The 24669-nt window shown below is 51.7% G+C and carries 28 protein-coding genes and 1 riboswitch; of the genes, 18 read left to right on the plus strand and 10 right to left on the minus strand.

Going from position 1 to position 24669, the window contains the following annotated elements; genetic code table 11:
- Window positions 1–20: 20 nt before the first annotated feature.
- Both RAC89_RS17130 and RAC89_RS17135 read left to right on the plus strand, forming a co-directional pair.
- Window positions 21–737, plus strand: a complete 717-nt coding sequence (locus tag RAC89_RS17130; protein WP_306614922.1) for a Cthe_2314 family HEPN domain-containing protein — start codon at window positions 21–23, stop codon at window positions 735–737.
- 66 nt (window positions 738–803) lie between these two features.
- Entirely contained in the window at window positions 804–1598 is a 795-nt protein-coding gene (locus RAC89_RS17135) for an SDR family oxidoreductase (RefSeq protein ID WP_306614923.1), read from the plus strand.
- 37 nt (window positions 1599–1635) lie between these two features.
- On the opposite strand, the gene RAC89_RS17140 is transcribed toward RAC89_RS17135, so the two are convergent.
- Entirely contained in the window at window positions 1636–1884 is a 249-nt protein-coding gene (locus RAC89_RS17140; protein ID WP_284644664.1) for a NifU family protein, read from the minus strand.
- 79 nt (window positions 1885–1963) lie between these two features.
- Here RAC89_RS17140 and RAC89_RS17145 point away from each other — a divergent pair, with 79 nt between their 5' ends.
- Entirely contained in the window at window positions 1964–2218 is a 255-nt protein-coding gene (locus RAC89_RS17145) for a YuzB family protein (RefSeq protein WP_306614925.1), read from the plus strand.
- Here the strand turns inward: RAC89_RS17145 and RAC89_RS17150 are convergent.
- Both RAC89_RS17150 and mqnE read right to left on the minus strand, forming a co-directional pair.
- Window positions 2215–3279 carry an NAD(P)/FAD-dependent oxidoreductase gene (locus RAC89_RS17150; protein ID WP_306614926.1) on the minus strand — a complete coding sequence of 355 codons (1065 nt, stop codon included), beginning with the start codon at window positions 3277–3279 and terminating at the stop codon, window positions 2215–2217. The genes RAC89_RS17145 and RAC89_RS17150 overlap by 4 nt on opposite strands.
- Before the next feature lie 40 nt (window positions 3280–3319).
- Window positions 3320–4387, minus strand: a complete 1068-nt coding sequence (mqnE, locus tag RAC89_RS17155; protein WP_372516732.1) for an aminofutalosine synthase MqnE — start codon at window positions 4385–4387, stop codon at window positions 3320–3322.
- A 371-nt stretch (window positions 4388–4758) separates the two neighbouring features.
- Here mqnE and RAC89_RS17160 point away from each other — a divergent pair, with 371 nt between their 5' ends.
- Window positions 4759–5007 carry an aspartyl-phosphate phosphatase Spo0E family protein gene (locus RAC89_RS17160; RefSeq protein WP_284644668.1) on the plus strand — a complete coding sequence of 83 codons (249 nt, stop codon included), beginning with the start codon at window positions 4759–4761 and terminating at the stop codon, window positions 5005–5007.
- Between the two features lie 54 nt (window positions 5008–5061).
- Complete coding sequence (erpA, locus tag RAC89_RS17165) at window positions 5062–5424, plus strand: iron-sulfur cluster insertion protein ErpA (RefSeq protein ID WP_306614928.1); 363 nt, start codon at window positions 5062–5064, stop codon at window positions 5422–5424.
- A gap of 305 nt (window positions 5425–5729) precedes the next feature.
- Here the strand turns inward: erpA and RAC89_RS17170 are convergent, their stop codons facing one another.
- Complete coding sequence (locus RAC89_RS17170; protein WP_306614930.1) at window positions 5730–5897, minus strand: hypothetical protein; 168 nt, start codon at window positions 5895–5897, stop codon at window positions 5730–5732.
- A 449-nt stretch (window positions 5898–6346) separates the two neighbouring features.
- Between RAC89_RS17170 and RAC89_RS17175 the strand changes: the two genes are divergently transcribed.
- Entirely contained in the window at window positions 6347–7654 is a 1308-nt protein-coding gene (locus tag RAC89_RS17175) for a S8 family peptidase (protein ID WP_306614932.1), read from the plus strand.
- 7 nt (window positions 7655–7661) lie between these two features.
- On the opposite strand, the gene RAC89_RS17180 is transcribed toward RAC89_RS17175, so the two are convergent.
- Window positions 7662–7835, minus strand: a complete 174-nt coding sequence (locus RAC89_RS17180) for a DUF1427 family protein (RefSeq protein WP_348651716.1) — start codon at window positions 7833–7835, stop codon at window positions 7662–7664.
- Between the two features lie 228 nt (window positions 7836–8063).
- Here RAC89_RS17180 and sda point away from each other — a divergent pair, with 228 nt between their 5' ends.
- The 3 genes from sda to RAC89_RS17195 all read left to right on the plus strand — a co-directional run bounded on the left by sda (window position 8064) and on the right by RAC89_RS17195 (window position 10025).
- On the plus strand, window positions 8064–8216 hold the full coding sequence (gene sda, locus RAC89_RS17185) for a sporulation histidine kinase inhibitor Sda (protein ID WP_284644671.1): 153 nt from the start codon (window positions 8064–8066) through the stop codon (window positions 8214–8216).
- 345 nt (window positions 8217–8561) lie between these two features.
- Window positions 8562–9752 carry an NAD(P)/FAD-dependent oxidoreductase gene (locus RAC89_RS17190; protein WP_284644672.1) on the plus strand — a complete coding sequence of 397 codons (1191 nt, stop codon included), beginning with the start codon at window positions 8562–8564 and terminating at the stop codon, window positions 9750–9752.
- A gap of 3 nt (window positions 9753–9755) precedes the next feature.
- Window positions 9756–10025, plus strand: a complete 270-nt coding sequence (locus RAC89_RS17195) for a hypothetical protein (protein WP_284644673.1) — start codon at window positions 9756–9758, stop codon at window positions 10023–10025.
- Window positions 10026–10294: 269 nt separating this feature from the next.
- Here RAC89_RS17195 and hemQ read toward each other — a convergent pair whose 3' ends face one another.
- Window positions 10295–11041 carry a hydrogen peroxide-dependent heme synthase gene (gene hemQ / locus RAC89_RS17200; protein WP_306614933.1) on the minus strand — a complete coding sequence of 249 codons (747 nt, stop codon included), beginning with the start codon at window positions 11039–11041 and terminating at the stop codon, window positions 10295–10297.
- Window positions 11042–11223: 182 nt separating this feature from the next.
- On the opposite strand from hemQ, the gene RAC89_RS17205 reads away from it, so the two are divergent.
- The 4 genes from RAC89_RS17205 (at window position 11224) to dnaI (ending at window position 14850) form a co-directional block, all read left to right on the plus strand.
- The gene (locus tag RAC89_RS17205; RefSeq protein WP_284644675.1) at window positions 11224–11508 is read left to right on the plus strand and encodes a YuiB family protein; all 285 of its coding nucleotides are present in this window, start codon (window positions 11224–11226) and stop codon (window positions 11506–11508) included.
- Window positions 11509–11658: 150 nt separating this feature from the next.
- On the plus strand, window positions 11659–12252 hold the full coding sequence (locus RAC89_RS17210) for an SOS response-associated peptidase (RefSeq protein WP_306614934.1): 594 nt from the start codon (window positions 11659–11661) through the stop codon (window positions 12250–12252).
- A gap of 126 nt (window positions 12253–12378) precedes the next feature.
- Window positions 12379–13875: a replication initiation and membrane attachment family protein gene (locus RAC89_RS17215; RefSeq protein WP_373430026.1), complete on the plus strand. Its 1497-nt coding sequence runs from the start codon at window positions 12379–12381 to the stop codon at window positions 13873–13875.
- Window positions 13876–13893: 18 nt separating this feature from the next.
- Entirely contained in the window at window positions 13894–14850 is a 957-nt protein-coding gene (gene dnaI / locus RAC89_RS17220; RefSeq protein ID WP_306616119.1) for a primosomal protein DnaI, read from the plus strand.
- 59 nt (window positions 14851–14909) lie between these two features.
- Here dnaI and RAC89_RS17225 read toward each other — a convergent pair whose 3' ends face one another.
- Both RAC89_RS17225 and RAC89_RS17230 read right to left on the minus strand, forming a co-directional pair.
- Window positions 14910–15416: a Uma2 family endonuclease gene (locus RAC89_RS17225; protein WP_306614937.1), complete on the minus strand. Its 507-nt coding sequence runs from the start codon at window positions 15414–15416 to the stop codon at window positions 14910–14912.
- A gap of 105 nt (window positions 15417–15521) precedes the next feature.
- The gene (locus tag RAC89_RS17230) at window positions 15522–15659 is read right to left on the minus strand and encodes a YqzM family protein (protein ID WP_284644677.1); all 138 of its coding nucleotides are present in this window, start codon (window positions 15657–15659) and stop codon (window positions 15522–15524) included.
- 261 nt (window positions 15660–15920) lie between these two features.
- Between RAC89_RS17230 and trxA the strand changes: the two genes are divergently transcribed.
- Both trxA and uvrC read left to right on the plus strand, forming a co-directional pair.
- Complete coding sequence (gene trxA, locus RAC89_RS17235) at window positions 15921–16238, plus strand: thioredoxin (protein ID WP_284644678.1); 318 nt, start codon at window positions 15921–15923, stop codon at window positions 16236–16238.
- A gap of 102 nt (window positions 16239–16340) precedes the next feature.
- Complete coding sequence (gene uvrC, locus RAC89_RS17240; protein ID WP_306614938.1) at window positions 16341–18305, plus strand: excinuclease ABC subunit UvrC; 1965 nt, start codon at window positions 16341–16343, stop codon at window positions 18303–18305.
- Here uvrC and RAC89_RS17245 read toward each other — a convergent pair.
- On the minus strand, window positions 18220–19893 hold the full coding sequence (locus RAC89_RS17245) for a CPBP family intramembrane glutamic endopeptidase (RefSeq protein WP_306614939.1): 1674 nt from the start codon (window positions 19891–19893) through the stop codon (window positions 18220–18222). The two genes, uvrC and RAC89_RS17245, sit on opposite strands and share 86 nt — an antisense overlap.
- Before the next feature lie 253 nt (window positions 19894–20146).
- Window positions 20147–20286, plus strand: a riboswitch (cyclic di-AMP (ydaO/yuaA leader).
- A 69-nt stretch (window positions 20287–20355) separates the two neighbouring features.
- Here RAC89_RS17245 and RAC89_RS17250 point away from each other — a divergent pair.
- The 3 genes from RAC89_RS17250 to RAC89_RS17260 are packed head-to-tail and all read left to right on the plus strand — an operon-like array spanning window position 20356 to window position 23610.
- The gene (locus RAC89_RS17250; protein WP_306614941.1) at window positions 20356–21708 is read left to right on the plus strand and encodes a TrkH family potassium uptake protein; all 1353 of its coding nucleotides are present in this window, start codon (window positions 20356–20358) and stop codon (window positions 21706–21708) included.
- Between the two features lie 14 nt (window positions 21709–21722).
- Window positions 21723–22385 carry a potassium channel family protein gene (locus tag RAC89_RS17255; RefSeq protein ID WP_306614942.1) on the plus strand — a complete coding sequence of 221 codons (663 nt, stop codon included), beginning with the start codon at window positions 21723–21725 and terminating at the stop codon, window positions 22383–22385.
- Between the two features lie 4 nt (window positions 22386–22389).
- On the plus strand, window positions 22390–23610 hold the full coding sequence (locus RAC89_RS17260) for a cation:proton antiporter (RefSeq protein WP_306614943.1): 1221 nt from the start codon (window positions 22390–22392) through the stop codon (window positions 23608–23610).
- 6 nt (window positions 23611–23616) lie between these two features.
- Here the strand turns inward: RAC89_RS17260 and RAC89_RS17265 are convergent, their stop codons facing one another.
- Window positions 23617–24507: a LysR family transcriptional regulator gene (locus RAC89_RS17265; RefSeq protein ID WP_306614944.1), complete on the minus strand. Its 891-nt coding sequence runs from the start codon at window positions 24505–24507 to the stop codon at window positions 23617–23619.
- Window positions 24508–24669: the final 162 nt, after the last annotated feature.

The following is a 24669-nucleotide window of genomic DNA, read 5'->3' on the forward strand; positions in this document are numbered from 1 at the left end:
TAAAGGGGGAACCGGCACGGATGCTAAGATCCATCTTCGGCGAGCCCCGTCGTCAGGACGAAGGCTACCTTAAGGAGGCCAATGAGGCCATCCGATCGTTTATTCATAAGCTTACGCAGATTCCTCCCGAGAAGCGTACGATGGCAGAACGGAGATTCGCCATTTTGTCGGAGGGCTTCCTTCGTGCGCTGGACGAGCTCGAGCAAAGCGAGTATGCTGCGCAGCAATATAGCAAGAGGGTTATGAAGCTCTACTTGGATGAGATGACATTGGAGGAAAGAGATGCGTACCATCTCCATTTATACTTTTATAAAAATGCACTGATCCGTCTCTTCGCCTTGCTCGATAAGCTCGGCAATTTCATGAATGAGCACTGGGGACTGCAAACGGAGCGGATCAAGGCGCGTTTCTCGTACTTTACGGTGCTGCGCAATATGCATCAAAACAAGAAATACACGGACCTGGAGCAGAAGCTCTTCGACCTCAAGGTTCAATACAAGACTCCTGTAGAGCGCTTACGAAATCAGCGGAATCTGGAGATTCATTCGATTAACGCGGATCTGTACGACGATCTGATGAAGGTGGCGGAGCTGAAGTACGGACAAAGGGCAAGACTGCAGATTGAAGATATTCGCGAAAATCTCCGTGATCTGGAGCAGGGCATCGATATGACCTTTCGGGCTGCAGCTACCGTTTTCAGGTATGCCGCTTCCCATGCCAGCAAACGGAAGGGTTGAACTGCTCCCGGCGTTCCACTATACTTTGAGAAGGAACTCATATGGAAATTTTCGGGAGGTAGGAGCATGGCTCGGGAACGGAAGGTAGCCTTGATCACGGGCAGTGCCAAAGGGCTGGGGAAACGAACGGCCCTCCAGCTTGCAGACCAAGGCTGCGACATCATCTTGAACTATGTACACAGTGAGCGGGAAGCGCTGGAGCTGGAGGAGCAAATTCGGCAGAAGGGCGTTCGCTGCAGCGCCTACCGCGGGGATGTAAGCCGGATGGAGGAGATGCAGGAGCTTGTACTGCAAGCCATCCGCGAATTCGGCGCCATTGATATTTTGGTAAATAACGCTGGCCCCTTTATTCGCGAGCGCCGGCTTTTCAGCGACTACGATCGTGAAGAAATCAATTACCTTCTGAATGGAAACCTGACCGGAGTCATTCATCTTGACCATCTAGTCCTGCCTTACATGAGACAGAACCGGTGGGGACGTATACTCCACTTCGGCTTCGGTCACGCGGCGGAGGCCCGAGGGTGGCCGCATCGAGCGGTGTATGCCGCGGCGAAGGTAGGGCTTGTCTCCTTCACGAAGACGCTGGCCGTTGAGGAAGCTTCTAACGGCATCACGGTCAATATGATCTGCCCCGGGGATATCCGGGGGGCATACAAGGAAATGGCCATTAGTGACGTAGAGGACGTCCCCGATGATGAAGCGCCGCGCGGCCGGCCGGGGACGGGAGAGGATGTAGCCCGAGTCATCGCCTTCCTGTGCGAGAATCATTCGGATTTCATAACGGGGAACATTATGGATGTATCAGGCGGCCTTGATCCCATTCGCTCGATCACCGGGAACGGAATGACCAAAAGACCCTGAAATCAAGTTTCAGGGTCTCTCTTCGCATGCAGGTATATTAGAATACTTGAACAACCTCTTGCACGCCTTCAACTTCCTCCAGCAAGGCACGCTCGATACCGGCCTTCAGTGTAATCGTCGAGCTTGGGCAGCTTCCGCATGCGCCTACCAGACGAAGCTTCACGATGCCATCCTCGACGTCCACCAGCTCTACGTCACCGCCGTCACGCTGCAGGAAAGGACGAAGCTTATCTAGAACCTCAAGCACTTCATCATACATGGTGCTTTGTTGTACGTTGTCGCTCATTTGATTCATCTCCCTTCATATGCTTATTATATTACAACGTGGAGAAAAATAAAATGGTCCGCTAAAGGGGAGTCCATTCATGAGACCGATTATTGAATTTTGTACGAACAATATGCATCACGGGACCGAGAAGCTCATGAAGCAGCTGGAGCAGCGGCCTGACCTGGATGTAATCGAATACGGCTGCCTGGGCAATTGCGGGGAGTGTTACATCCTGCCCTTTGCCTTGGTGAACGGGGAGATCGTTGCCGCCTCCACGGCGGAAGAACTGGAACAAGCGATTGAGGACAAAATAAAAGAGATCGAGGACATGCTCGATCTCTTAGGCGATTAACCCAGGTGATGCTTGGACATCCATAGGACGCCGCTCTTGATCGCGCGGGGCACCATACCCAGCATCACCGTCCGCTTGCCCATCAGGCCGAAGCCGGCCTTTTTGCCAAGCGACCCGAGAACCCCTTTGAGCTTGATTCTTCCAAGCCGGGGGTTTTCGTTTTTCCAAGTAGCTCTCAGTACCTCGGCAATTTGCTTGCCTTGGGCTTCGGCCGCCTGGCCGCTCGGAGAGAACGGCAGCGCCGCGCAGTCGCCTACGACGAAGACTTCAGGATAGTCCGGAAGTCGGTGGTATTGGTCGATGGTCAGTCGTCCTTGATTATCCTTCGAAAGGTTCAAGTTCTGCACGATAGGGCTAGGCTGAATGCCGGCGGTCCAAACCGTGACATCGGTATGAATGATTTCCTGCTGATTGTACAGCATCCCGCCCTCTAAGCGAGATAGTGATATGTGGGATCTTAGCTCGATATCGTGCTCCAGCATCCATTCGCGGACATATGCCTTCAGCCTATCCGGGAATGGAGACAAGATGCTGGCGCCCCGGTCAAGAATTCGGATGTTCAGATCCGGCCGGCTTTCCCGAAGCTCCGCCGCCATCTCTACACCGCTTAAGCCTCCGCCGACAATCGTTACTTGACCGAACGGCTTGCAGTCATTGACGGCCTGGTAGGTTTTACGCGTAGAGGAGAGAGATTGGATGCTATGAGAGAATTCCTCCGCTCCCTGAATGTTGTGGTAACGGTCCACGCAGCCAAGCCCCAATACGAGCCAATCGTACGAAAGCGGATCATCGTTCTCGAAGCGAATGAGCTTCTGCTCCAAATCCACAGCCGTAACCTCGCCGTACTTCAGTATCAGGCGCGGATCGACCGGGAACGGCGTGCGGATATCCTTATCCGACACCGTACCCGCGGCTAGTGCGTAGTATTCCGTTTTTAACCCCTGGAAGGGCATCCGATCCACCATAATCATGACCGTATCCGAAGGCAGATCCATGCCCAGCAGCGTTGTGGCGATCGTAAGACCTCCGTATCCTCCGCCGAGTATCACTAGTTTCTTCATACCTTACACAAACCCTTTCTATGGTCTTGCAGACTGTATTTTAGTAAACCTTAATCTCGTTATAGAAGGTATCGCGTTCCACAGGAATGCGACCTGCTCCCTTGATCAGCCACACCAGCTCGTCGCGGGTCAGTCCCTCAGGAGACAATGCGCCCGCAGCATGCGAGATGCGTTCCTTAATGATCGTACCGTGCGCATCGGATGCGCCGAAGGTGAAGGCCAGCTGAGCCAGCTGCGTTCCAAGGTTGATGAAGTAGGCCTTGATATGCGGAATGTTATCCAGCATCAGACGGCTGATCGCGATCGTCTTCAGATCGTCGAACGCGGCAACCCGGCGCTTAATGCCTGCACTCACGCTGGCCGGCTGCACGGCATTCGGAATAAACACGAGGAAGCCGTTCGTATCATCCTGAATTTCCCGCAGATAGATCATGTGCTGAATGCGCTCCTCCAAAGTTTCGATGGAGCCGTACAGCATCGTCGCATGCGTCTTCAGTCCAATGCTGTGCGCTACGCGCTGCACTTCAAGCCATTGATCGGTTGTCGCTTTGCCGACACCCATCTTCTGGCGGTATCGTTCCGATAGGATCTCGGCACCGCCGCCGGTCAGGGTGCTGAGTCCCGCATCGACTAACGTTTGCAGTACCTCTTTATAGCTTAACCCGCTTATCCTCGAAAAAAACTCAATCTCCGCCGCAGTATGTGCTTTTATCGTTACATCCGGGTAACGCTTCTTCAAGGCGCGTACATAATTCACATAATAATCGAAAGGCACATTCGGATTGTGGCCCCCGGTAATATGGAACTCGCGCATGCCGGGATGGAAATGCTCATCGATATATTCGAACATCTGCTCCGGTGTGAGCGTATAAGCGCCTTCCTCGCCCTCGTCGCGCCGGAAATGACAGAACGCGCAGTGCGCCTCGCACACGTTAGTGAAATAAAGGCTCATATTTTCAATAAAATATACCTTTTTCCCGTTCTTACGCAGGTTCACTTTATTCGCTAATTGTCCGATCGTGAGTAAATCGTCCGATTCGTACAAAAAGACCCCGTCCTCCAGACTGAGTCTTTCTCCGTGTTCTACCTTCTCCGCTATTTCCGTCATCCGTTTCTCTGGATTGCTTATAGCGATGTTCACACTCTCCACCTCCGTTAATGGTGCGGGAGCCCTAGCTATGTAAAGAGTCCCGCTGTACAGCCTGCATTACTTGTCCGGCAGTTAGTCGGACGGTTATCCTATCGGCCTTCATGACCCAAAATCATGATCTAAGCCGCGTAACAGGTTAAGAACAATACCCTCTATTATAAACCTCCTTTGATGGAGCGGCAATATGTTATTCATTTCCATCGTGGAAGGAAAAGGAAAGCGCGAATTTTGCTTAAAATTTGTAACATTTTGTCTAAGTATGATATTTTCTTTTATTCCAGAATCTAGTATACTGTGTTCTTGTGAGAATGGAATCAAGGCGGTGTCTTATGTTGCCGGTAGTGAATTGGATGGACGAGGATGCGGAGCTGTCCTGTGAGATCGAGACGTTACGGGCTCATATGGTAGAGCTGGGCAGTGTGCTCGGGCTGATGCATCCCGATGTTCAAAGATGCAGTAAACAATTGGATGAGCTGCTGCTGCGGTATTATGAAATACATAGAATTCGTAAGCTTCGAGGCGAAGCGGTTCAGCGACCCTTGAGGAGCATGCCAAGAAGGAGTATACTGAAGGAGTAAGCTCTAATCAGTATGCTTTTTTATTTTGCTTGAAGCAATAAGGAGGGAATCCGAATGATTAAAATTAGCGATACGGCTATTGATAAAATCAAAGAAATGCTGGCGGCCGAAGAGACGCCGAACCTGTTCCTGCGCGTAGGCGTAAAGTCCGGCGGCTGCAGCGGCTTCTCCTACGGCATGGGCTTCGACGACAATCAGGCTGCGGACGACAAGTCGTTCGAAATGAAAGGTCTGAAGGTGGTTGTAGACGAGGAAAGCGCCAAATACTTGTACGGAGTCGAAATCGACTTCAAGGACACCGGCATGGGCGGCGGGTTCACCATCAACAATCCGAACGCGGTAGCTACCTGCGGCTGCGGCTCCAGCTTCCGTACGAAGGAAGAGGACGCGGCGCTGGCGCAGCCTTGCGAGGATTAAGAGTGACGCGGTTTCTCGGGCAGTTTACCCTTCCAGTAAATGCTGACGGTGACCTGTAGCATAGGCCAAAGCGGTAGCGACTCGGCGGGTTGCGGATTGTACCGGTAAAACGGCGGATTAACCACCCTGAATGATGTACGATAACAACCCTAAAATGACCGTTTTGGGGTTGCGGATTATGTACCTCCTGACATTGTTCTTCGGAATAAACGTTAGGAGGTATTTTATTTTGTCCACGCTAAAAAAAACGCGAGAGATGATAATACATAAATAAGCGGCCGACCACATTGGTCGACCGCATTAAATTATAATTCGCGTAAAGCTTCCCGGATAGAGCGTTCTGCTCTACGGATTTCCCGCCGTGCATCTCTCAAGTCATCGAGTGCGTCCCGAAGTTCATTTTCCTGAGTAGGGCGAATAGTACGCTTTTTAGGGGATACTTTAGTTACTTTTTTCACCTTTTTGATCGCCATGACTATCACCTCCTCTACTTTTATTATATTTTGAAAAAGGAGAAGTGCTTGGACTAAAACAATAAAAGAAAGCGGACGAAACCGGAGGAGGATTACGCCGGCACGACCGCATTAGGCACGTCACCGAGACCAGTCGATTAATTTTTTCGCTTCCATGTTTATGAAGTTCCGCATCGGGTCATACTACTTAGTAGCGAGTCGTCACCGCTTCCCCACGGTGGCGCTCAGACGGTCAAGCCGAACCTCTCCCCGGCTTGGCCTTTTTATTTTTCCTTCTGTAATTTCATTGTCGTAATAAAATGCCGAGTTTCCTTCCAGGAGGCTCGGCTTATTTCTTTTCTCTGGAAAAATAGGCGCCGTTCTTCTAAGGAATCCGCCGCGACCCATTGCAAAAGAACATCATACTCTATCTTGTCTGGCAAACATCAAAAGAGAGGGATGTGAGTAGGATGGTCAAATCTCCGCTACTTGGATGGGTTCGCCAAATGGCGAGCCAGATCGATCGTGAGCTTCGCGGCAAGCTGGTATCGGTATATAAACCGATGCGCTGGATTCCATGCTTTCTGCATCGGCCGATCGAAAATGTGTTGAAACGCTTTCGCGCTTTCCCGGTCATCATTGAGTTTCACGAAGGGGAGAAGTCTTATATAGAAGGGCTCTCCGAGGTAAAGGATTGCCTGACCTCCCATAAGCGCTGCAAGTTCCATCATGAGCATCAAACCATCGGAAGCTGTTCGGCGCGGATGTCCGTGCAGGCGATACAGCATATGTTGACACACTGTAAGCATGTCAAACGTGTGCATTTTGACCGGGAGGTCAAAGCCCTGCTCAATGTAGCGACCCCCTCCGTCCGAGCTGATGTGCTGCAGCAGAACGGATTGACGGGGCGGGGGATAACGATCGCGGTAATTGATACGGGGGTTTATCCCCATTCCGATTTAACGGCAAGGCGTAATCGAATCGTTGCCTTCCGCGATTTCATCAATAATCGGACGGCCCCTTATGACGACAATGGGCACGGCACGCATTGCGCCGGCGATGCTGCGGGCGACGGCTACTCCTCAAACGGGCAATATAGGGGACCGGCTCCCGATGCCGACGTGGTCGGGGTGAAGGTGCTGGACCGAGGGGGCTCCGGTTCGTTATCGACGATAATTGCGGGGATTGAATGGTGCATCAACAACAGAACAAGGTATGGCATTAACGTGCTCTCGATGTCTCTCGGGGCCCCAGCCTCACAATCGGCCGCTTCCGATCCTCTCGTTCGGGTTACAGAGGCCGCTTGGAATCAAGGAATGGTGGTTTGTGTTGCGGCCGGCAACGAAGGACCGGATCCCGGAACGATTTCAAGCCCCGGCATCAGTCCTCGAGTTATTACGGTAGGGGCTGTTAATGATCTTAACAGTCCGAGTCGAACCGATGATCAGATCGCACCTTTCTCCAGCCGTGGTCCGACAATAGACAGTCTGGCGAAACCCGATCTATTATGTCCTGGCGTTAATATCATTTCCCTCCGAGCTCCGAACTCCTATCTCGATACTTCCTATAAAGGCAACCGCATCGGCAGCAGCTACTTTACGGAATCAGGCACTTCCATGGCGACGCCGATCTGCGCGGGCATAGTTGCCCAGCTGCTGCAAAAGAATCCCGCGCTTACCCCGGATCAGGTGAAGGAGCGGCTGCTGAACACACGGACAGCCTGGGCTTGCCAGCTAATGTTCAGGGGCGCGGCTACCTCAATGCATCGAAGCTGCTGAGCTGAACCTAACGTCCCGTCCAAAATTGCCAGAGCAGATACCCGAGCGTGATGCCGAAAATGCCGCAGACGGCGGGTATCGCCGGCGGGGCGGGGATGGGAAGGCGAAGCATGGCGAAGATGACGCCGACGATGAGACCTGTGCCTAAAGAGGCCAAACTCTGAAAAATAAAATGATTCATATATAAGTATATCCTCCTATGACTGATCGAAGTTTTTTATCGGATTTTCCTGTGGACAAGTGTGCATAACTTTGTCCACATTACCCACCGCACAAACAGGCATATTTCTACACTTATCAACACACTACACACAGGATATACACATTTTTGTGTGGATAACAGAACGATTGTTCTATTTTTCCGGGCATGGTAATATAATTTTACATTAAGGAGTAAGGGGTTTCGCTTATGAAACTGATCAGTAATGAGATTTTGGTTGATTCTTATTTTAAGGCGATTGATTTGAAGCTGGAGCAGGAATTTGTAGATCTTTTACTTGAGGAGATCAAACGCAGACAGATCAATTTGGATTATTATAATGGCGAAGCCCAGGTCAGCTAAGACCGGGCTTTTTTTTTTGTTAAAAAGGAAGGATTATCCTTATTGTATACGCAACCGGCCCAAATGATATCACCGGATTTATTTAGCAAAGCCACATTTATTGTGCGGGATTTCCTTGATTTTTAATCAAAATAAAGCTTGCTATTTGTCCCCCGGCATTATATTATTCTTTTGAATTGGTTAAAACTGTTTTGTCGAATTTGTGCATGAGGCTGCTAATATTTTCGGGGCTTTTCGTGAAAAATAGGGAAAAACTATTTTTCGGCGTGGCTTGTGTAAAATTTCACAATCGGTTTTGGAGAACCATACAATACAGAAAAAACGTGGATGGAAGGGATCTAAATCATGAGTCGAATTCCTAGAATAGTCATTTTGGGAGCAGGATATGGCGGGATCGTTACGGCTATTCGTTTGCAGAAAGAATTAAATTATAATGAGGCTGATGTAACGCTGGTGAACAAGCACGATTACCACTATATCACGACTCATTTGCATATGCCTGCAGCCGGAACGGATAATCCTGAAAATGCACGCGTGAACATTTTGAAGCTGATCGATGAGTTTAAAATTGATTTCGTGAAATCGACGGTTGTTCAAATTCGCCCGCAAGAGAAAAAGGTTATTCTCGAAGAGGGGACCTTGTCGTACGACTATCTCGTCATCGGCCTCGGCGGCGAGCCGGAAACATTCGGCATCCCTGGTCTGAAGGAATATGCCATGAATATTCGAAGCATTAACAGCGTTCGCTTCATTCGCGAGCATATTGAATATCAATTCGCCAAATTCAAGCGCGAGCCGAACCGCACGGATTACCTGACCTTCGTGGTTGGCGGTGCGGGCTTCACCGGTATTGAATTTGTCGGCGAGCTGGCTGACCGCATCCCTGAGCTGTGCAAGGAATTCGACGTGGATCCGTCCCTCGTTAAGATCTATAACATTGAAGCGGCTCCTACGGCGCTGCCTGGCTTCGATCCGGAGCTGGTTGAGTATGCCATGAACGTGCTTGCAAATAAAGGCGTTACCTTCAAAATCGCTACGGCGATCAAGGAGTGTACTCCTGAGGGTGTAATTCTCGCTACAGGCGAAGAAATCAAGTCCTCGACCGTGATCTGGACCGGCGGTATCCGCGGTAACCACATGCTGGAGGAAGCCGGCTTCGAAACGATGCGCGGTCGTATTAAGGTAGATGAAACGCTCCGCATCCCTGGACACGAGAATGTGTACGTGCTTGGCGATTGCTCGCTCGTATTCAATCCTGAGGGTCGTCCGTATCCTCCGACAGCACAGATCTCGATGCAGCAAGCTGACGTCTGTGCGCACAACCTGGTGGCGCAGATTCGCAATTCCACATTGAAGGCATTTGAATACAAGCCGAAGGGTACAGTTGCCTCTCTTGGCCGCGGCGAAGCGATCGGTATCGTAGGCTCGAAGAAAATCAAGGGCGGTACGGCAGCGATCATGAAGAAAATCATCGACCTGCGCTACCTTTACATCATCGGCGGGATTCCGCTCGTTCTGAAGAAAGGAAAGTTCTAAGCCGTGCGTCACTGCAGCGTTCAAGTCCGCGGATTACTGACAAGGGACGAGCTCGATCGCTACAATGCCTTAATGGACGTAGGACACTTCCTGGAGGAGCAGAACCGGTACGATCTTGTGTATACGGTCCAGAAGGAGATTGACACACTGATTCTTCCCGCGATCGAGCGGCTGAAGGAGAAGTCGCGTCAACGGGACCGGGATACCGAGGAGTATTTGAAAGGCAAAGAGGACCCTCGCTTCAGTCTGGATGACGAGGACGATGAGGATTAAAATAAATAACCTTACTCCGATGCGTATAGCACGGAGTAAGGTTTTTTGCCCATTTTAGGTGATTTCTTAACGCTAAAGTCACAATGCTATCGGAAGCCGGAGCAGTAAGATGAATTTATCACGTTACAAGTGACCTTGTGGCTCGAAGCGAGGGGTTTGGTTGGATGTAGGGTGATTTTATAACGTTAATGAGCCTTGTTGAGGAAAAAAAGCGGCTGTAAGGTGATCAAATCACTTTACAGCCGGTAACGACAGTCGTTGATGCTTGCTTACAGCTTCAGCATGGCGGCCATTTTCTCCTGATTCAGGAGGTTGCCGACGTAGAAATCGCCGAACTCGCCGAAGCGCGCGCTCGCTTCATCGAAGCGCATTTCGTATACGATTTTCTTGAATTGCAGCGGATCCTCGGAGAACAGCGTCACGCCCCACTCCCAATCATCCAGACCTACGGAGCCGGTAATGATCTGCTTGATCTTGCCCGCGTAGTTGCGTCCGATCATGCCGTGGCTGCGCATGAAATTGCGGCGCTCCTCCATCGTCAGCATGTACCAGTTGTCGTTTCCTTCGCGCTTCTTGTTCATCGGGTAGAAGCATACATGCTTCGCCTTCGGCAGTGCCGGCTTCAGACGGGCAAGGATGTCCGGATCCTCCATAGGGTCAACGCCCGGCTTCGCCATGTAGCTGCTAAGCTCCACGATGGATACATAAGAGTAGGTAGGAACGGTTACCCCGGCAAAAATCGTCTTGTTGAATTCGGTTTCGAGCTCATTCAGCTCCTCCAGTGTTTCACGCAGGTGCATGAATACGAAATCCGCCTTCTGTCCAACGATGGAGTAGAAAGCAGTGCTGCCTTTCTTCTCGTCCTCCGTCGCTTGATACTGCTTCAGCAAGCTGTAAAGCTCTTCTTCCGCACGCTGCTGCTCCTGCTTCGTCAGGCTCTTCCAGGCATTCCAGTCGATCGCGCGAAAATCATGGAGACAATACCAGCCCTCCAGCGTTTGTACCGCTTCACTCATCTATAACACTCCTTATGTAAGTATAATCGTCCATAGCTTGTTCAATTGTATCGAAATCGACACGAAAGGGCAAATTCAACGCGGACAGGGAGTCGGTACTATTTTGTGAACAGCTTTACCCGCGTCACGAATTCGTCTAAAATAGAAAGATAGAGATAGTGAAAGGGAGGCTTCTGCTCGCAATGCTGCAACTTGTCATTGTTACGGTGCTGCTGTTCGTGCTGTTCTTCGGACTCGGCTTTATATTAAACATGCTGATGAAAACGACCTGGTTTCCAATCTACGGTTATATTGCCCTAGTCATCGGTATGGTCATCTATTGGGGATGGGGCAGCGGCTCGCTAGGCTCGAACCTTGCAGAATATTCCATTGTGGACTACATTCCGGCCGTCGGAGGCTTAATCGGAGCAGCGCTGAGCGGGCAGACGATCAAGTCGCTCCGGGAAAAGGGATATAAGATGTTTTAATAACGTTAGCAACAACAATAAGAGCCTCCCGGATACCGGGGGGTTTTTTGTTTACCATAGTGATAATAAATTTTACATATTTCTGCACATGAAAAGTCCAGCTTTGAAAGATACTGTAAAAAACACACAACATGAGAGGGTCAAGCTGCCATGTGCAAACGCATCAGCATCACCACGGAGCTTTCGAGCTTATCCAGCCAGTTTCGTATTCAGGAGGTCGGATTTTCCTACACTCCCTGTGCTACCGTCGAACCCACCCAGGAGCTTCCGGTGGTCGTCCGTCATCATCAAGAGCAGCGTCTGGAACAATTTCGTTGGGGCTTGGTGCCGTTCTGGGCTAAAGATGCGGTCTACGCCGACAGCAGCCTCGTCCACGAGAAACCCGCCTATCGCCGCATGTTCGCCAAGCAGCGCTGTATCATTCCGTGCAACGGTTATGAGGTCGTGAAGCGGGAAGGGAAGAAGCAAACCCCTCTGCGGGTAGCCCTCAAGGAGCAGGGTACCTTCGGTATCGCAGGGCTTTATGAGATTTGGCTGGACAGCCGAGGCGGGGAATATCGGACTTGCACGGTCATGACCACAAGGCCGAACCGTCTCGTACACGAATACGAGGAGTATATGCCGGTTATTCTGGGTCAAGACGAGATGGAGGAATGGCTAGATGACAGCCGAAGAGACCCGGATTATCTGCAGCACCTGTTAAAGCCTTACGACCCGGACCAAATGGAAGTGAGTACCATATAGCAATGCGACGGAATCCTCTTTTCTACGGAAAAGGGGATTTTTTCATTCGAATTTCATAGACCCTGATGTCGATATGTGTGGTAAAATGGAGAGTAAGACTTGAAACAACGGATGGAGCTTGAGCGAATGCGAATTACGAATTTGCTGCACTTTTCAGAGTATCATCGCTTTTATGTGGTTCGCGATTTTGCCCTGAGCAGCCTGGATTACAAGATGCTGTCCAGCGTGTATCAGCCGATGATCGGTGCGTACGCCGTCAGCATCTATCATACGTTATTTCATCAGCTTCCCGCTGATAAGTCGGGGTACTCTCCGGTCGAACAGCAGCGCAAGCTGTTCCTTGCCTTGGAGCTCGAATCCGGGGAGCGGGGTCGGAAGTTTTTTATTGAACAGACCTCCAAGCTGGAGGCTGTCGGGCTGCTCAAAACATCGCGCCGGTTCGCCGAAGCGTCGGAGGATTACGTGTATGAATATACGCTGCTGCAGCCGCAAACGCCGGGAGAGTTTTTTAAGAACCAGCATCTGACACTGCTGCTGCGGGACAAGGTCGGCAAATACATGGTGTTTGCCCTGCGGGACGAGCTTGTGCTCGGTGCCTCCGAGGAGCTGGCCGAAGCGAACAGCGAGAATTTGTCGGTGCCGTTCTATGAGCTATTCACGCTGAACAGCCAGGTGATCGATTTCGAGCTGGAGCAAGCCTTCTTCGAGTCCGCTGCCGCCGTACCGACCGAAAGCAAGCCTGAGGTTACATATAAAGGCTACCAGTATGCGGAGATCATATCCCATTTTCCGAGAAGCTCGATGAACCGGGATTTTGTTGAGAACCTGAAATATGAGCCTGAGCATATGGCACAAATTAATTTTGTCGCCAAAAAGTTCAATTTGTATTTGACCGATGTATGCAAGCTGCTTGATGAAGAGGGGGTATTCAGCCCCGAAGGCGGCGTAGATATGGATCTGCTGCAGCATAAGGCGAGCATGATCTTCCGACAGGACCGCAAGCGCAGTGAAGAGCGGACGAAGCTGATCGGCAAGCTGTCGGAGACGGCGGAGGCTCCGGCAAAAACCAAGGAACAGCCGGTGGAGATGGAATTTTATCTTGAGGTGCCGGACATTTTCCAAGGGCAGTGTACGCAGCACCAGTACAATTTTATTTTGCGTAATGAGCCTTACCGTACCTTACTCGAGATGATCTTCTCCAAGGGAGCGATTCCGTCGGGGCTGCTGGATACGCTGAATGTGATGAATCTGGAATACGGCTTGCCGGATGCGGTTCTGAATGTGCTGATTCATTTCTTCTATGTGAACAAAAGGTCATGGGCCAGATCCTCGATCGAGTACAGCGTTACGGATATGCTGGCCAAGCAGGTAGGAAGCTTCGAGCAAGCGGTCGAATATATACGTGAGCAGGCGAAGTACCAGGAGCGGAAGAACAGCAAAGCCGCGTCGGGCGGCGGAACCGGCTCCGGCACCGGAGGAAAGGCAGGATACGGCAGCCGCAATCGCGGCACGAGACAGAAGCCGGTGCTTCCGGTAGTGGAGGACGCTCCCGGCAAGAAGCTGTCGGAGGCGGAACGGGAGGAGCTGCGCCGTATGGCGCGACTGCTCGATGAGAGGAAGTAGGAAAGCGAGGGACGGATGATGGAGTCGCTTGGGGAATTGTTAAAAGGAGGCCAAGGCCGCGCCTTATTGAAGCAGGCGGAGGAGAAGCTTCGCCTCGTCGCGGAGGACCCGCTGATCGTGAAGCTTCGCGCCAAATATCCGCAGCTGGATGCGGCCACGATGAAGCTGAATTTAAACAAGCTTCACCAATATACCGTGGAATACAAGAACTGCTCGAATTGCCCAGGGCTAGAGCAGTGCCCGAATGATATGGAAGGGCATTACACGATGATAACCGTAGAAACAGCCGATGACCGTACGCGTGTCTACGATCAGAAGGTAGCCTGCAAGAAGTTTATAGCTAAGCAGTCGCAGGATGCGGTACGGAGCCGGATTCGCAGCTTTTATGTGGACGAGCGTGCTTTGTCGCAGGGCTACTCTCCTCTGGAGATTGTCGATAAGGACGAGGAGCGGGAGGACGCCGTACATCAGGTGCTTCGCTATATTATGAATACGAAGGAGCAGGGCCTGCAGAAGCACGGGATGTACCTTGCGGGGTACTTCGGTACCGGCAAGACGTTCCTCATGTGTTACATGCTGCACGAGCTGGCGAAGGATGGCTTTACGGGAGCGATTGTGTATATGCCCGATTTCGCCGAGGATTTGAAATCGATGTTCGACGACCCGCAGCGGCTCAAGGAAACGATCGAGATGCTGAAGGAGACGGACCTGCTCGTCTTCGACGATATCGGGGCGGAGAATTTGAACCCTTGGCTGCGCGATCATGTCATGGGCTCGATCCTGAACTATCGGATGAACCGCAAGCCGACGTTCTTCACCTCGAATCACGATCTCGATGCGCTGGAGAAGCATTTCAGCTTTACGAGCAAGGACGGAGACGAGGAGTATAAGGGGCGCCGAATTATGGACCGCATTCGGCCGTTCGTGGAGCCGGTGCATGTGAAAGGCTATAACAAGCGGGGAAGCCGCGGCTAGCTACAGGAAAGCCCAGACTGACTGAGCAGGAACTCAGCGTCTGGGCTTATTTGTGCAGGTTATTCGAATATATCCTCATGAAGCAGCTCGATTCCTTGGAGCAGCCGGGACTGTTCTACCTTTTCGTAGTGTGAGCCATTATGGTGATAAATCTCAATGGTCTCATCCCACGGAGAAACAATCCAGTATTCTCTCACTTTGTAGTGCTCGTATAACCGGTACTTCTCAACACGGTCTCTGTGAACGTTGATTTTGCCGGGGGATAGGATTTCGACAAGCAAATCAGGTGCGCCATAGATGCCTTTGAACTGTACCATATCGAGTCGGTCTTCAGCGACAAAAAAATCGGCTAGACGGAAGTCATTACGGGCAACGTCACCGTGAAGATAGATGGGGACTTTTGCATCATACACTTTACCGAGTTTATTGTTTTTTACAAAAGTACTTACAATCGTACTTAGATTAATTTTTACATATCCATGATCTGTATTACTGGGTGTTATCATCAATTTTACTCCACCCCAAATCTCATATCGGTCATCCGATTCTAATGGATACAAGGACATCGTATCACCACCTTGCTACTTATTTTACCATAGGATGTCTCTGCCGCATTAAAAAAGCCCCCCTCGCGTTAGTCGCAAGAGAGGCTCTTAGAGAGCTGAAGGATATTAGCGGGTCATGATCTGAACCACAGTAGCCGCAACAGCGATCAGCAGCAGAACGCCGAAGAATACGCCGAAGCCCAAGGCTGTATCGATAAAGTCGTTGCTTGGCTCTTCAATGATATGCTGTCTTGGATCGTTCATGGTAAGTCCCCCTTCAATAGGATTGCGCTGCCGGACGGCTGCGCAAGCATCGTACGTGAAACTGCATATTTATGCTTAGTATACCCAACTTTTTAAATTAGGTAAAGGATGCGAAAGTGACAATTATGCAAACGTTTTGGCGGAAACGGGGGAGTGTTCCTGCATTACCAGCATTCCGCCACCGGCTGGCGCGGTTGAAAATAGGTCTTAATGTGGTATACTTTACATGTTGACATTTTCGCTTGAAGGGAGTTTTATGCAATGGCAATTGTAAATGTTACTGATCAATCGTTCACCGGCGAAGTGGAAGGCTCCGGTACGGTTCTTGTTGATTTTTGGGCTCCTTGGTGCGGACCTTGCAAAATGATCGCTCCGGTGCTCGAAGAGCTCGATAAAGAAATCGGCGACAGCGTAAAGATCGCTAAGGTGAACGTGGATGACAATCCGGAGTCCGCTTCCCGTTTCGGCGTGATGAGTATCCCTACGCTGATCGTGTTCAAGGATGGCCAGCCGGTTGACAAGGTAGTAGGCTTCCAATCCAAGGATGCGCTGAAGAACGTCATTAGCCGTCACCAATAATTTGGCAGCCGTCGAAACGGATGAGAAAAAGCTCTTTTTCTGGTATTCTGGAAAAAGAGCTTTTTATTTTTACAGGGGATGTTGGAGAGGAGTGCTGGAGGAATGTCTCTGAACGGTGGGGAAGACCGGCAGAAGACGATGGAGGCCATTAGGCACAAGCTGGCGCTGCTTCCGGAAAAGCCGGGCTGCTATCTGATGAAGAACCGGGAGGGCACGATCATCTACGTCGGCAAGGCGAAGGTGCTGCGCAACCGGGTGCGGTCGTATTTTACCGGAAGCCATAGCGCCAAGACGCAGGTGCTGGTGGGCGAAATCGTCGACTTTGAATATATCGTAACAGGCAGCAATATGGAGGCGCTCATTCTGGAGTGCAACCTGATCAAGAAGTATCATCCGCGTTATAATGTCCTGCTAAAGGACGATAAGTCGTTCCCTTATATTAAAATCACACATGAAACGCACCCAAGGCTGGAGGTGACGCGGAGAGTGCTGAAGGACAAGGCGAAATACTTCGGACCGTATCCGAATGCCTTCGCCGCCCAGCAAACAAAAAAGCTGCTGGACCGGCTCTATCCGCTTCGCAAATGCAATACGCTGCCGGACAAGGTGTGCCTTTACTATCATATCGGTCAATGTATCGCCCCTTGCGAGTATGAGGTCGACCAAGCTACTTATGACAAGATGGTGGGGGAGATTGCGCGTTTCTTAAACGGGGGTCATGACGAGATTAAGCAGGATCTGACGCGCAAAATGAACGAGGCCGCGGAGGAGCTGAATTTCGAGCGGGCGAAGGAACTGCGCGATCACATTATCCACATCGACGCGGTGATGGAGAAGCAGAAGATTACGACGACCGATTCGGTGGACCGCGATATTTTCGGCTTCTCGGTCAGCAAGGGCTGGATGTGCGTGCAGATCATGTACATGCGCCAAGGCAAAATGATCGAGCGGCGTGCGACGCTTTTTCCGTATTACGGCGAGGCGTACGAGGATTTCATGTCGTTCGTAACGCAGTATTACAGCGAGAATCCGGCCCTCCCAAGGGAAATCTTCCTCCCGTCGGAAGAGGCGGAGGAAGGTGCTGCTGACGCTGCCAGCGCTGCTCCCGATACGGCTGCAGCGGCGGAAGAGGAAGCATCCGATCCGGCTCAAGAGCCGAAGACGGATGTGAAGGAGGCGCTGGAGAGCTGGCTGAAGGTCAAGGTGCACGTTCCCCAGCGCGGACTGAAGCGCAAAATGGTCGCCATGGCCTGCGAGAACGCCAAGGTTGCGCTCGACGAAAAGTTCCGCTTAGCGGAGCGGGATGAGTCTCGGACAACGAAGGCCGTTGAGAATTTGGGCGAGTGGCTTGGCATCGGCAAGGTGCATCGGATCGAGGCGTTCGACAACTCCAACATCCAAGGGTCGGATCCGGTTTCCGCCATGGTCGTTTTCACGGACGGCAAGCCGGACCGCAAAGAATACCGCAAGTACAAAATCCGCACGGTCCAAGGGCCGGACGATTACGAGACGATGCGGGAGGTCGTGCGCAGACGGTACGAGCGCGTGCTGAAGGATAACCTGCAAATGCCGGATCTGATCGTCATCGACGGCGGGCGCGGGCAGATGTCAGCCGCTATCGACGTGCTGGAGAACGAGCTCGGGCTGTATATCCCCGTCTGCGGCCTGGTCAAGGACGTGAAGCATAAGACGGCGCAGCTGCTCATCGGCGATCCGGCGGAGGTCGTGCCGCTGCCTCGCGACAGCCAGGAGTTCTACCTCCTTCAGCGGATCCAGGAGGAGGTGCACCGCTTCGCAATCACCTTCCATCGCGAGACGCGGGCGAAGTCGATGATCGTGTCCCAGCTGGACGCGATTCCGGGCATAGGGGAGAAGCGGCGCAAGGCGCTGCTGAAGCATTTTGGCTCGCTGAAGAAAATCAAAGAGGCCGAAGTCGGCGACTTCAAGCCTCTAGGCATTGGAGAAAAGCTGGCAGCGCAAATTATACAGGCGCTAAACGGTCAGAATCCGGATTCGGGTCCTGAAGAGGAGCAGCCGGGTTCCCTGGAGCAGGGGGCCGACGCTTAAAGCGCCGGTGAAGCCAAGAAAGCAGCCAGCCTACGAGTGCAGGAACGAGCAAGTAGGCTGCGCCTGCCAGCACTTGGGTCGGCTGGCCCATGTACATAAGCGATAAGCCCATCAGGATGCTGTCCATGGCAGCATGCGCGAACATGGCGGTAAGGAAGCCGTATTTCAGGAACATATAACCGAAAATAAGACCGATAATCGTCACTTCAACAAAACGGGTGTAGACGGGATAAATCGGGTATTGCGTATGGCTCATCGCCCAAATCATGCTGGGGATCAAGACGGCAAGGAATTTGCTTCGGGTGAGCTTCCAGAACAGAGCGATACCGAATAAACGATAGACTGCCTCCTCCGAGATCGCCGCCGCCCATGCCATCAGGGGAAACAAAGCCGGATATGTCATGTTAAAGACGGAGTCGGCCGGATCGCTGACGGCCCACACATCGAAGCCCTCCATAGCTACGAAGAACAACACCTGCTGAACGCCCAAGATGAAAAGACAAATCAGATAGCCGCGAACCATGGCTCTGTGAACATGGCCCCCGAACTCCGCATCCCGCCAGGTTGGCCAAGGGTTCCAGCCCTTCCAAACCCATAAGCGGTGGCCGGCAACGAAGGCGAAATAAGCCGACAGCGCGACAAGCACAACGAAAATATTGATAATCCATAGATAAAAGCCGATTCCGTCGCCCGAAGGGGCGGCTCCGTGCTGTGAGCGCACGGCCGGGATCATGTTGAAGTTGTTCGTGATGTAGATGGCTGCGAAAGCAATCGACATGGTCAGTCCGCGTGATAAAGTGATTTCGCGCCGATATTTTATGATCACAATCAAGGAAGCCAGCGTCATCAGACTGGATACGCCCATGCTGATCCAGGTCATCCATCCGGATTGCCGGTCCTCCGCTTCCTGCCAGGCGATGAACGTATCCGGTACGGCAAAGCCCGGCTTGAAGTGCGATACGAGCTCTCCGGAGGCTTTCACGGCAATACGGAACGGTGCTTCTCCAATCCGCCATTGCTTGTGCTCGTACACCAGCTCTCCTGAGGCAGCGGGCTTGCCATCCTTCAGCGTGAAATCACTAAATACATACCCCTGTTCCGCAAATGTCGAACCGATGAATTGGTCGGGGGGGGCTGCAGCGGCGCTGACCGTTTTGCTTTTAGAAGAAGCGGTCCTTACGGTTTGCCATGCCAGTATATTCCCCTTGTGATAATCCACATCCACAAAGTAGGTAGTACCCGTTGCCTGCTCCCCGATTTCCACCTCGTAATAATCAATCGGAAGGCGGTCCCCGAACTGCTTCTCATACGCTTCCGTCAGCTTTTCCTTCTGCAAATAACCGCTTCTTACCGTGTGAGACTGATAATAAGTAGACGTGTCGTATGGCTCCGTCAAGGACAGCATTTTCTTAGCGAAGGCTGCGGCTGTTTCCGCGGCCTGCTGCTTGCTTAGAGTGGGAGCCTGCGGCTGCTCCTCCATCTGCTTGTCCTGTTCCATGAAGGGCGTAAGAAACGTAACTCCGAGATACAATACCAGACCGACTACAGCTAACCACAAAAGCGAAGGATCTTGATAACGTTTGGGCATCGGCTTCTCCTTGAAATCGAATGATATATAATGAATTCCCCTGCATGCGTTACTAAACATCTTATTCTCTTAAGGTAGCATACATTCATCTTGGAAATCCAATGATTGACGGAGATAAGGGACGGTAAATGCATGTAAAGCTAGCGTACGCCCCTGCTGGGTCGACACGAAGCGCCAAGTTCACCGAATATGCCGAATAATCGCTGCAAAATGGGGTTTGTATTCCGACAGACGGAGGATTATAATTCAAATCAATTGCATAGAGCCGAATTTCCTATGGAAAACGGGGGAACCATGATATTAGGGGTGAATTCAGTCTGCGGCCGCATACTGAACGGGTGCCTGTACATCCGAATCCGACAGCTAACCTCGTAGGCTTGCGTGTTACAGGAACCAATACAAACGGCATTGGGCTTCCAGTGTCTTTTTTGTTGTTCAAAAAACGGACGGAAGGTGCAATATGTGGAACGTTTAAAGAAAAAATTTGAGCTGACGCCGCCGCAAATACTCGTACTGGGCTTCGCCGCGATTATTGTGACGGGAGCGATTTTGCTGACTCTGCCTATCGCTTCGGCAACGGGCAAGCCGCTGTCATTCCTGAATGCTTTGTTCACGGCTACCTCGGCCACCTGTGTAACCGGTCTTGTAGTGGTGGACACCGGGACATCGTTTACCATCTTCGGCAAAATCGTTATCCTTGCATTGATTCAGGTAGGCGGCTTAGGGTTTATGACGATGTCGACGCTGTTCGCGTTTGCTCTTCGTAAACGTATCTCCTTAAAAGAACGGCTTATTTTGCAGGAAGCGATGAATCAAGGCAGTATGGAAGGAATCGTCCGCTTAATCCGCAAGGTGCTTTATTATTCTCTTACGATAGAGTTTATGGGTGCCGTATTGTATGCCATCCGGTTTTCTATGGACATGGAGCCGGGCCAGGCGATCTGGTTTGGAATTTTTCACGGAATTTCTTTCTTTAATAATGCGGGGTTTGATATTTTCGGGCCGATCACAGGTCCATTCTCCAGCTTTACGAGCTACGTCGACGATTGGATGATCAACCTTGTCTCTTGCGCGCTGATCGTGCTTGGGGGCCTCGGGTTTGTGGTTTTATCGGATCTGCTCGATTACCGCAAGTTGAGAAAGCTGTCTCTTCATTCAAAGGTAGTTCTAAGCATGTCCGCTTTTCTCATAGGATTAGGAGCGGTTGTTATCTTCCTGTTTGAGTTCACGAATACGAGAACACTAGGGTCCCTGGATTTATCAGGTAAAATCCTCAGCTCCCTATTCCAGTCGGTTGCCCCTCGAACGGCGGGACCGAACACGGTGGATCTCGCGGGCCTGCGGCAGGCCACTCAATTTTTTATCATCATCCTGATGTTCATCGGGGCTTCTCCGGGCTCGACGGGGGGCGGGATCAAAACGACGACCTTTACGATTCTGATTGGGGCTGTTATTGCCATGATCCGGGGCAAGGAGGACATCGTTATGTTCCGGCATCGCTTAGGCAAGGACCGGATCCTCAAGGCGATCACGCTGACCTTGTTTGCGCTATTCCTGGTCGTCTTCGCGTCGATGCTGCTGTCCACTACAGAGGATCACCACTTCTTGATGATTTTATTTGAGGTGACGTCGGCCTTCGCTACCGTAGGCTTGACGATGGGCCTCACACCGGATTTGACGGATTTCGGCAAGGTGATGATTTGCCTCATGATGTTTATCGGCCGTCTCGGCCCGCTGACGCTCGCTTATGCGCTCGGCCCGAAAACGGAAAAAGAGCTATATAGATACCCGGAAGGGAAAATTACTATCGGATAGGGGAACAACCGCAAATGAAGAGAAGTCAATACGCTGTCATCGGACTGGGCCGCTTCGGCTCCAGCATCGCCAAGGAATTGGTAAAGCTTGGGTTCGAGGTGCTTGGAATCGACAAGGATGAAGAATCCGTTGATGAAATGAGCGACGTGCTGACGCACGTCGTCGTCGCCGACGCTACGGATGAGGATGTGCTGCGCTCACTCGGCATCCGGAATTTTGATTGTGTGGTCGTAGCCATCGGAGACGACATCCAGGCAAGTATTCTTGCCGCCATTCTATTGAAGGATATCGGCGTGAAGAAGGTCGTGGCCAAGGCGCTGTCCGATCTGCACGGCAAAGTGCTGGAGAAGCTCGGTGTGGACAGAGTGATTTTCCCCGAGCGGGATATGGGCATTCGCGTTGCGCACCAGCTGGCTTCGCCGAACCTGCTCGATTTCATTGAGCTGTCGAAGGATTACACGATTGTAGAGTTGTCCGTACCGAAGCGATTGTGCGGCTACTCGCTGAAGGACCTTGATCCGCGGGCGAGGTACGGCTGCAGTGTAGTAGCGATTAATAAGAAGCAGGGTGTCATTATTGCGCCGGCTGCAACGGATACGGTGGAAGAAAACGATGTTATGGTCATTATCGGAACGAACCAGCAAATCGAGACGTTCGAGGAGGAAGTGATCGGGTAGCGGAATGGAAAATCAACTGCTGATCCATCATGTGCTGTTCCTGCTGATTTTCATATTGGGTATAGGGATGGTTTCCGGTCGATTGGCCGCGTTGCTGAGATTGCCGGATGTAGCTCTATTCCTGATTGCGGGAATGATTGTAGGACAAGGATTGCATCTCATTCATGAAGCAAGCAGCTCGTTTACGAACCAGTTCATTTTGACAGTCGGTTCGGCTTTGATTCTGTTCGACGGCGGGCGCAACATCCGTTTTCGGGGGCTGCGCAAGGTGTGGGTGACGATTACGCTGCTCAGTATCCCGGGCGTATTAATCACCTGTGCGGTGGTAGCGTTTGCCGCGCATTATTTGCTGGATTTGCCTTTTGCTTACGCTGTGCTCTTAGGAGCGATTATCTCGTCGACCGACCCGGCAACCCTAATTCCGGTCTTTAAGCAGGTAAAAATCAGGACCAAGGTACGGGAAACCGTGGAAAGCGAATCAGCCTTCAACGATGCGACCGGTTCGATCTTGACGTTCACGGTGCTGGCGATGATCACCAGCGGACAAGAGGTGTCGCTGCTCTCCAGCATCGAGAGGTTCGGCTTTACCGCGCTTGGCGGGATTGGCGTAGGTATTATGGTAGGCTTGGCGCTTGCCTTCGTTACAGGACACTTGAGGCTCGGCTGGCTTCGGGATTACGCCACGATCGCTCTGGTGGTTACTGCGCTGGGTACGTATTGGCTGGGTGAATCGCTGCAGGTCAGCGGCTTCATGGCCACCTTCGTAGCCGGCCTGATCTGGGGGAATGCCCCGTCCTTCGGGCTTGACCTGAACGACAAGCTGAAGGAAATGGAGCATTTTACGGAAAATATGACCGTGCTTATGCGGATGTTGATCTTTTTTTTGCTCGGAAGCCAGGTGAATTTGGAAGTCATTCTTCTTTATTTAGGGCCAAGCTTGCTAGTTATTGCGATCTTCATGCTGGTTGCGCGTCCGCTGACCGTGCTCGCGTGCACCTTGCCCGATTCCAGGGCGGATTGGAAACCGAATGAAATTGCATTCATGTTCTGGGTCCGGGAAACCGGAGTCATTCCGGCTGCACTTTGCGGGATGGTGGCAGGCATGGGGGTAAAATACGCGGACATCATCTCCTCTGTCACCTTCATGGCTGTGCTGCTGACGATTATCGTGCAGGCGGGAACCACCGGTCTGGTTGCCAAGTGGCTCCGCTTGGAGGAAAGATAGACGGTTTTATACGTGAAAATGACGCACGGTCTGATCGATGAAGCGTTTGATCGACGGCTCCAGGGCGGCCTCTTCTGTAAACAGCAGGGAGGTCGTTCTTTTCGTTTGCTCGAGCGCAGGAATATGCCGAATGATGAGCTCGTTATCTTGAATGAGGTTCCGGCGCAAATACGATTCCGGCAGCAAAGTTGCCGTTTTGCAGGTCGACACGAGCCGAATGATTGCCTCGAAGGAGTCGATCTCCATCTTTACATCGGGATGGATGCCATACCGCTGAAACAGATCATCCATGAGAATCCGGTACCAGGTACCCCGGGAAAACAAAATCATCGGCAGGCGGTCGAGATCACCGGCCTCCCATTCGGGCTTATCGCTGCTCGGGTGATCCTCCGGGAGCACGAGGCACAAATGATCGTCGAACAGGGGGAGACAGGTGAGGCCGGCATGTTCGATCCGTGAGGCGACCAGGCCGATGTCCACCTTGCGCTCCTTGACCAGCGGAACGATCTCGTGGGTTTTGCCGGTAATGGCCTTAATGTCTGTATTCGGGTATTCTCGGGTATAAATAGTAATTAGGTCAGGCAACGTCGATTGAAGCGTAGTCAGACTTGCTCCGATCGTCAGGGATTGCGGCTTCTCACCGGACCGGAAGGCTTTCAGCTCTTTATGCAGCTTACGCTCCCGCTGCAGCTGCTCCTGAGCATATTCGTAGCAGATCTGGCCGGCTCTTGTAAGCTCCAGCCGTTTGCCTTTTCGGAGAAACAGCTCGACGCCGAGCTCCTCTTCCAGACGCATGATTTTGCGGGAAAGCGCCGGCTGTGAGATATTTAACAGCTGGGAGGCCCGATTGAGGCTCTGCTGTTCCACAACAACGGCGAAAATATCAAGGTTCTCCATGGGTATCTCCTTGCATATGCATAATCCGAATAAGCGATTATAAAAAATCGGCACTTCCATTATAAGCGATAAAGGAGTAGTATGGTAGTTGTCACGCAGTGTTCACATTTTCCAGCGGTGCTTGCATAAAAGATTGTCGATTCATGGAAAATAGGCGTATCG

It is taken from the genome of Paenibacillus sp. GD4 (assembly GCF_030846225.1).
Lineage (GTDB): Bacteria > Bacillota > Bacilli > Paenibacillales > NBRC-103111 > Paenibacillus_G > Paenibacillus_G silviterrae.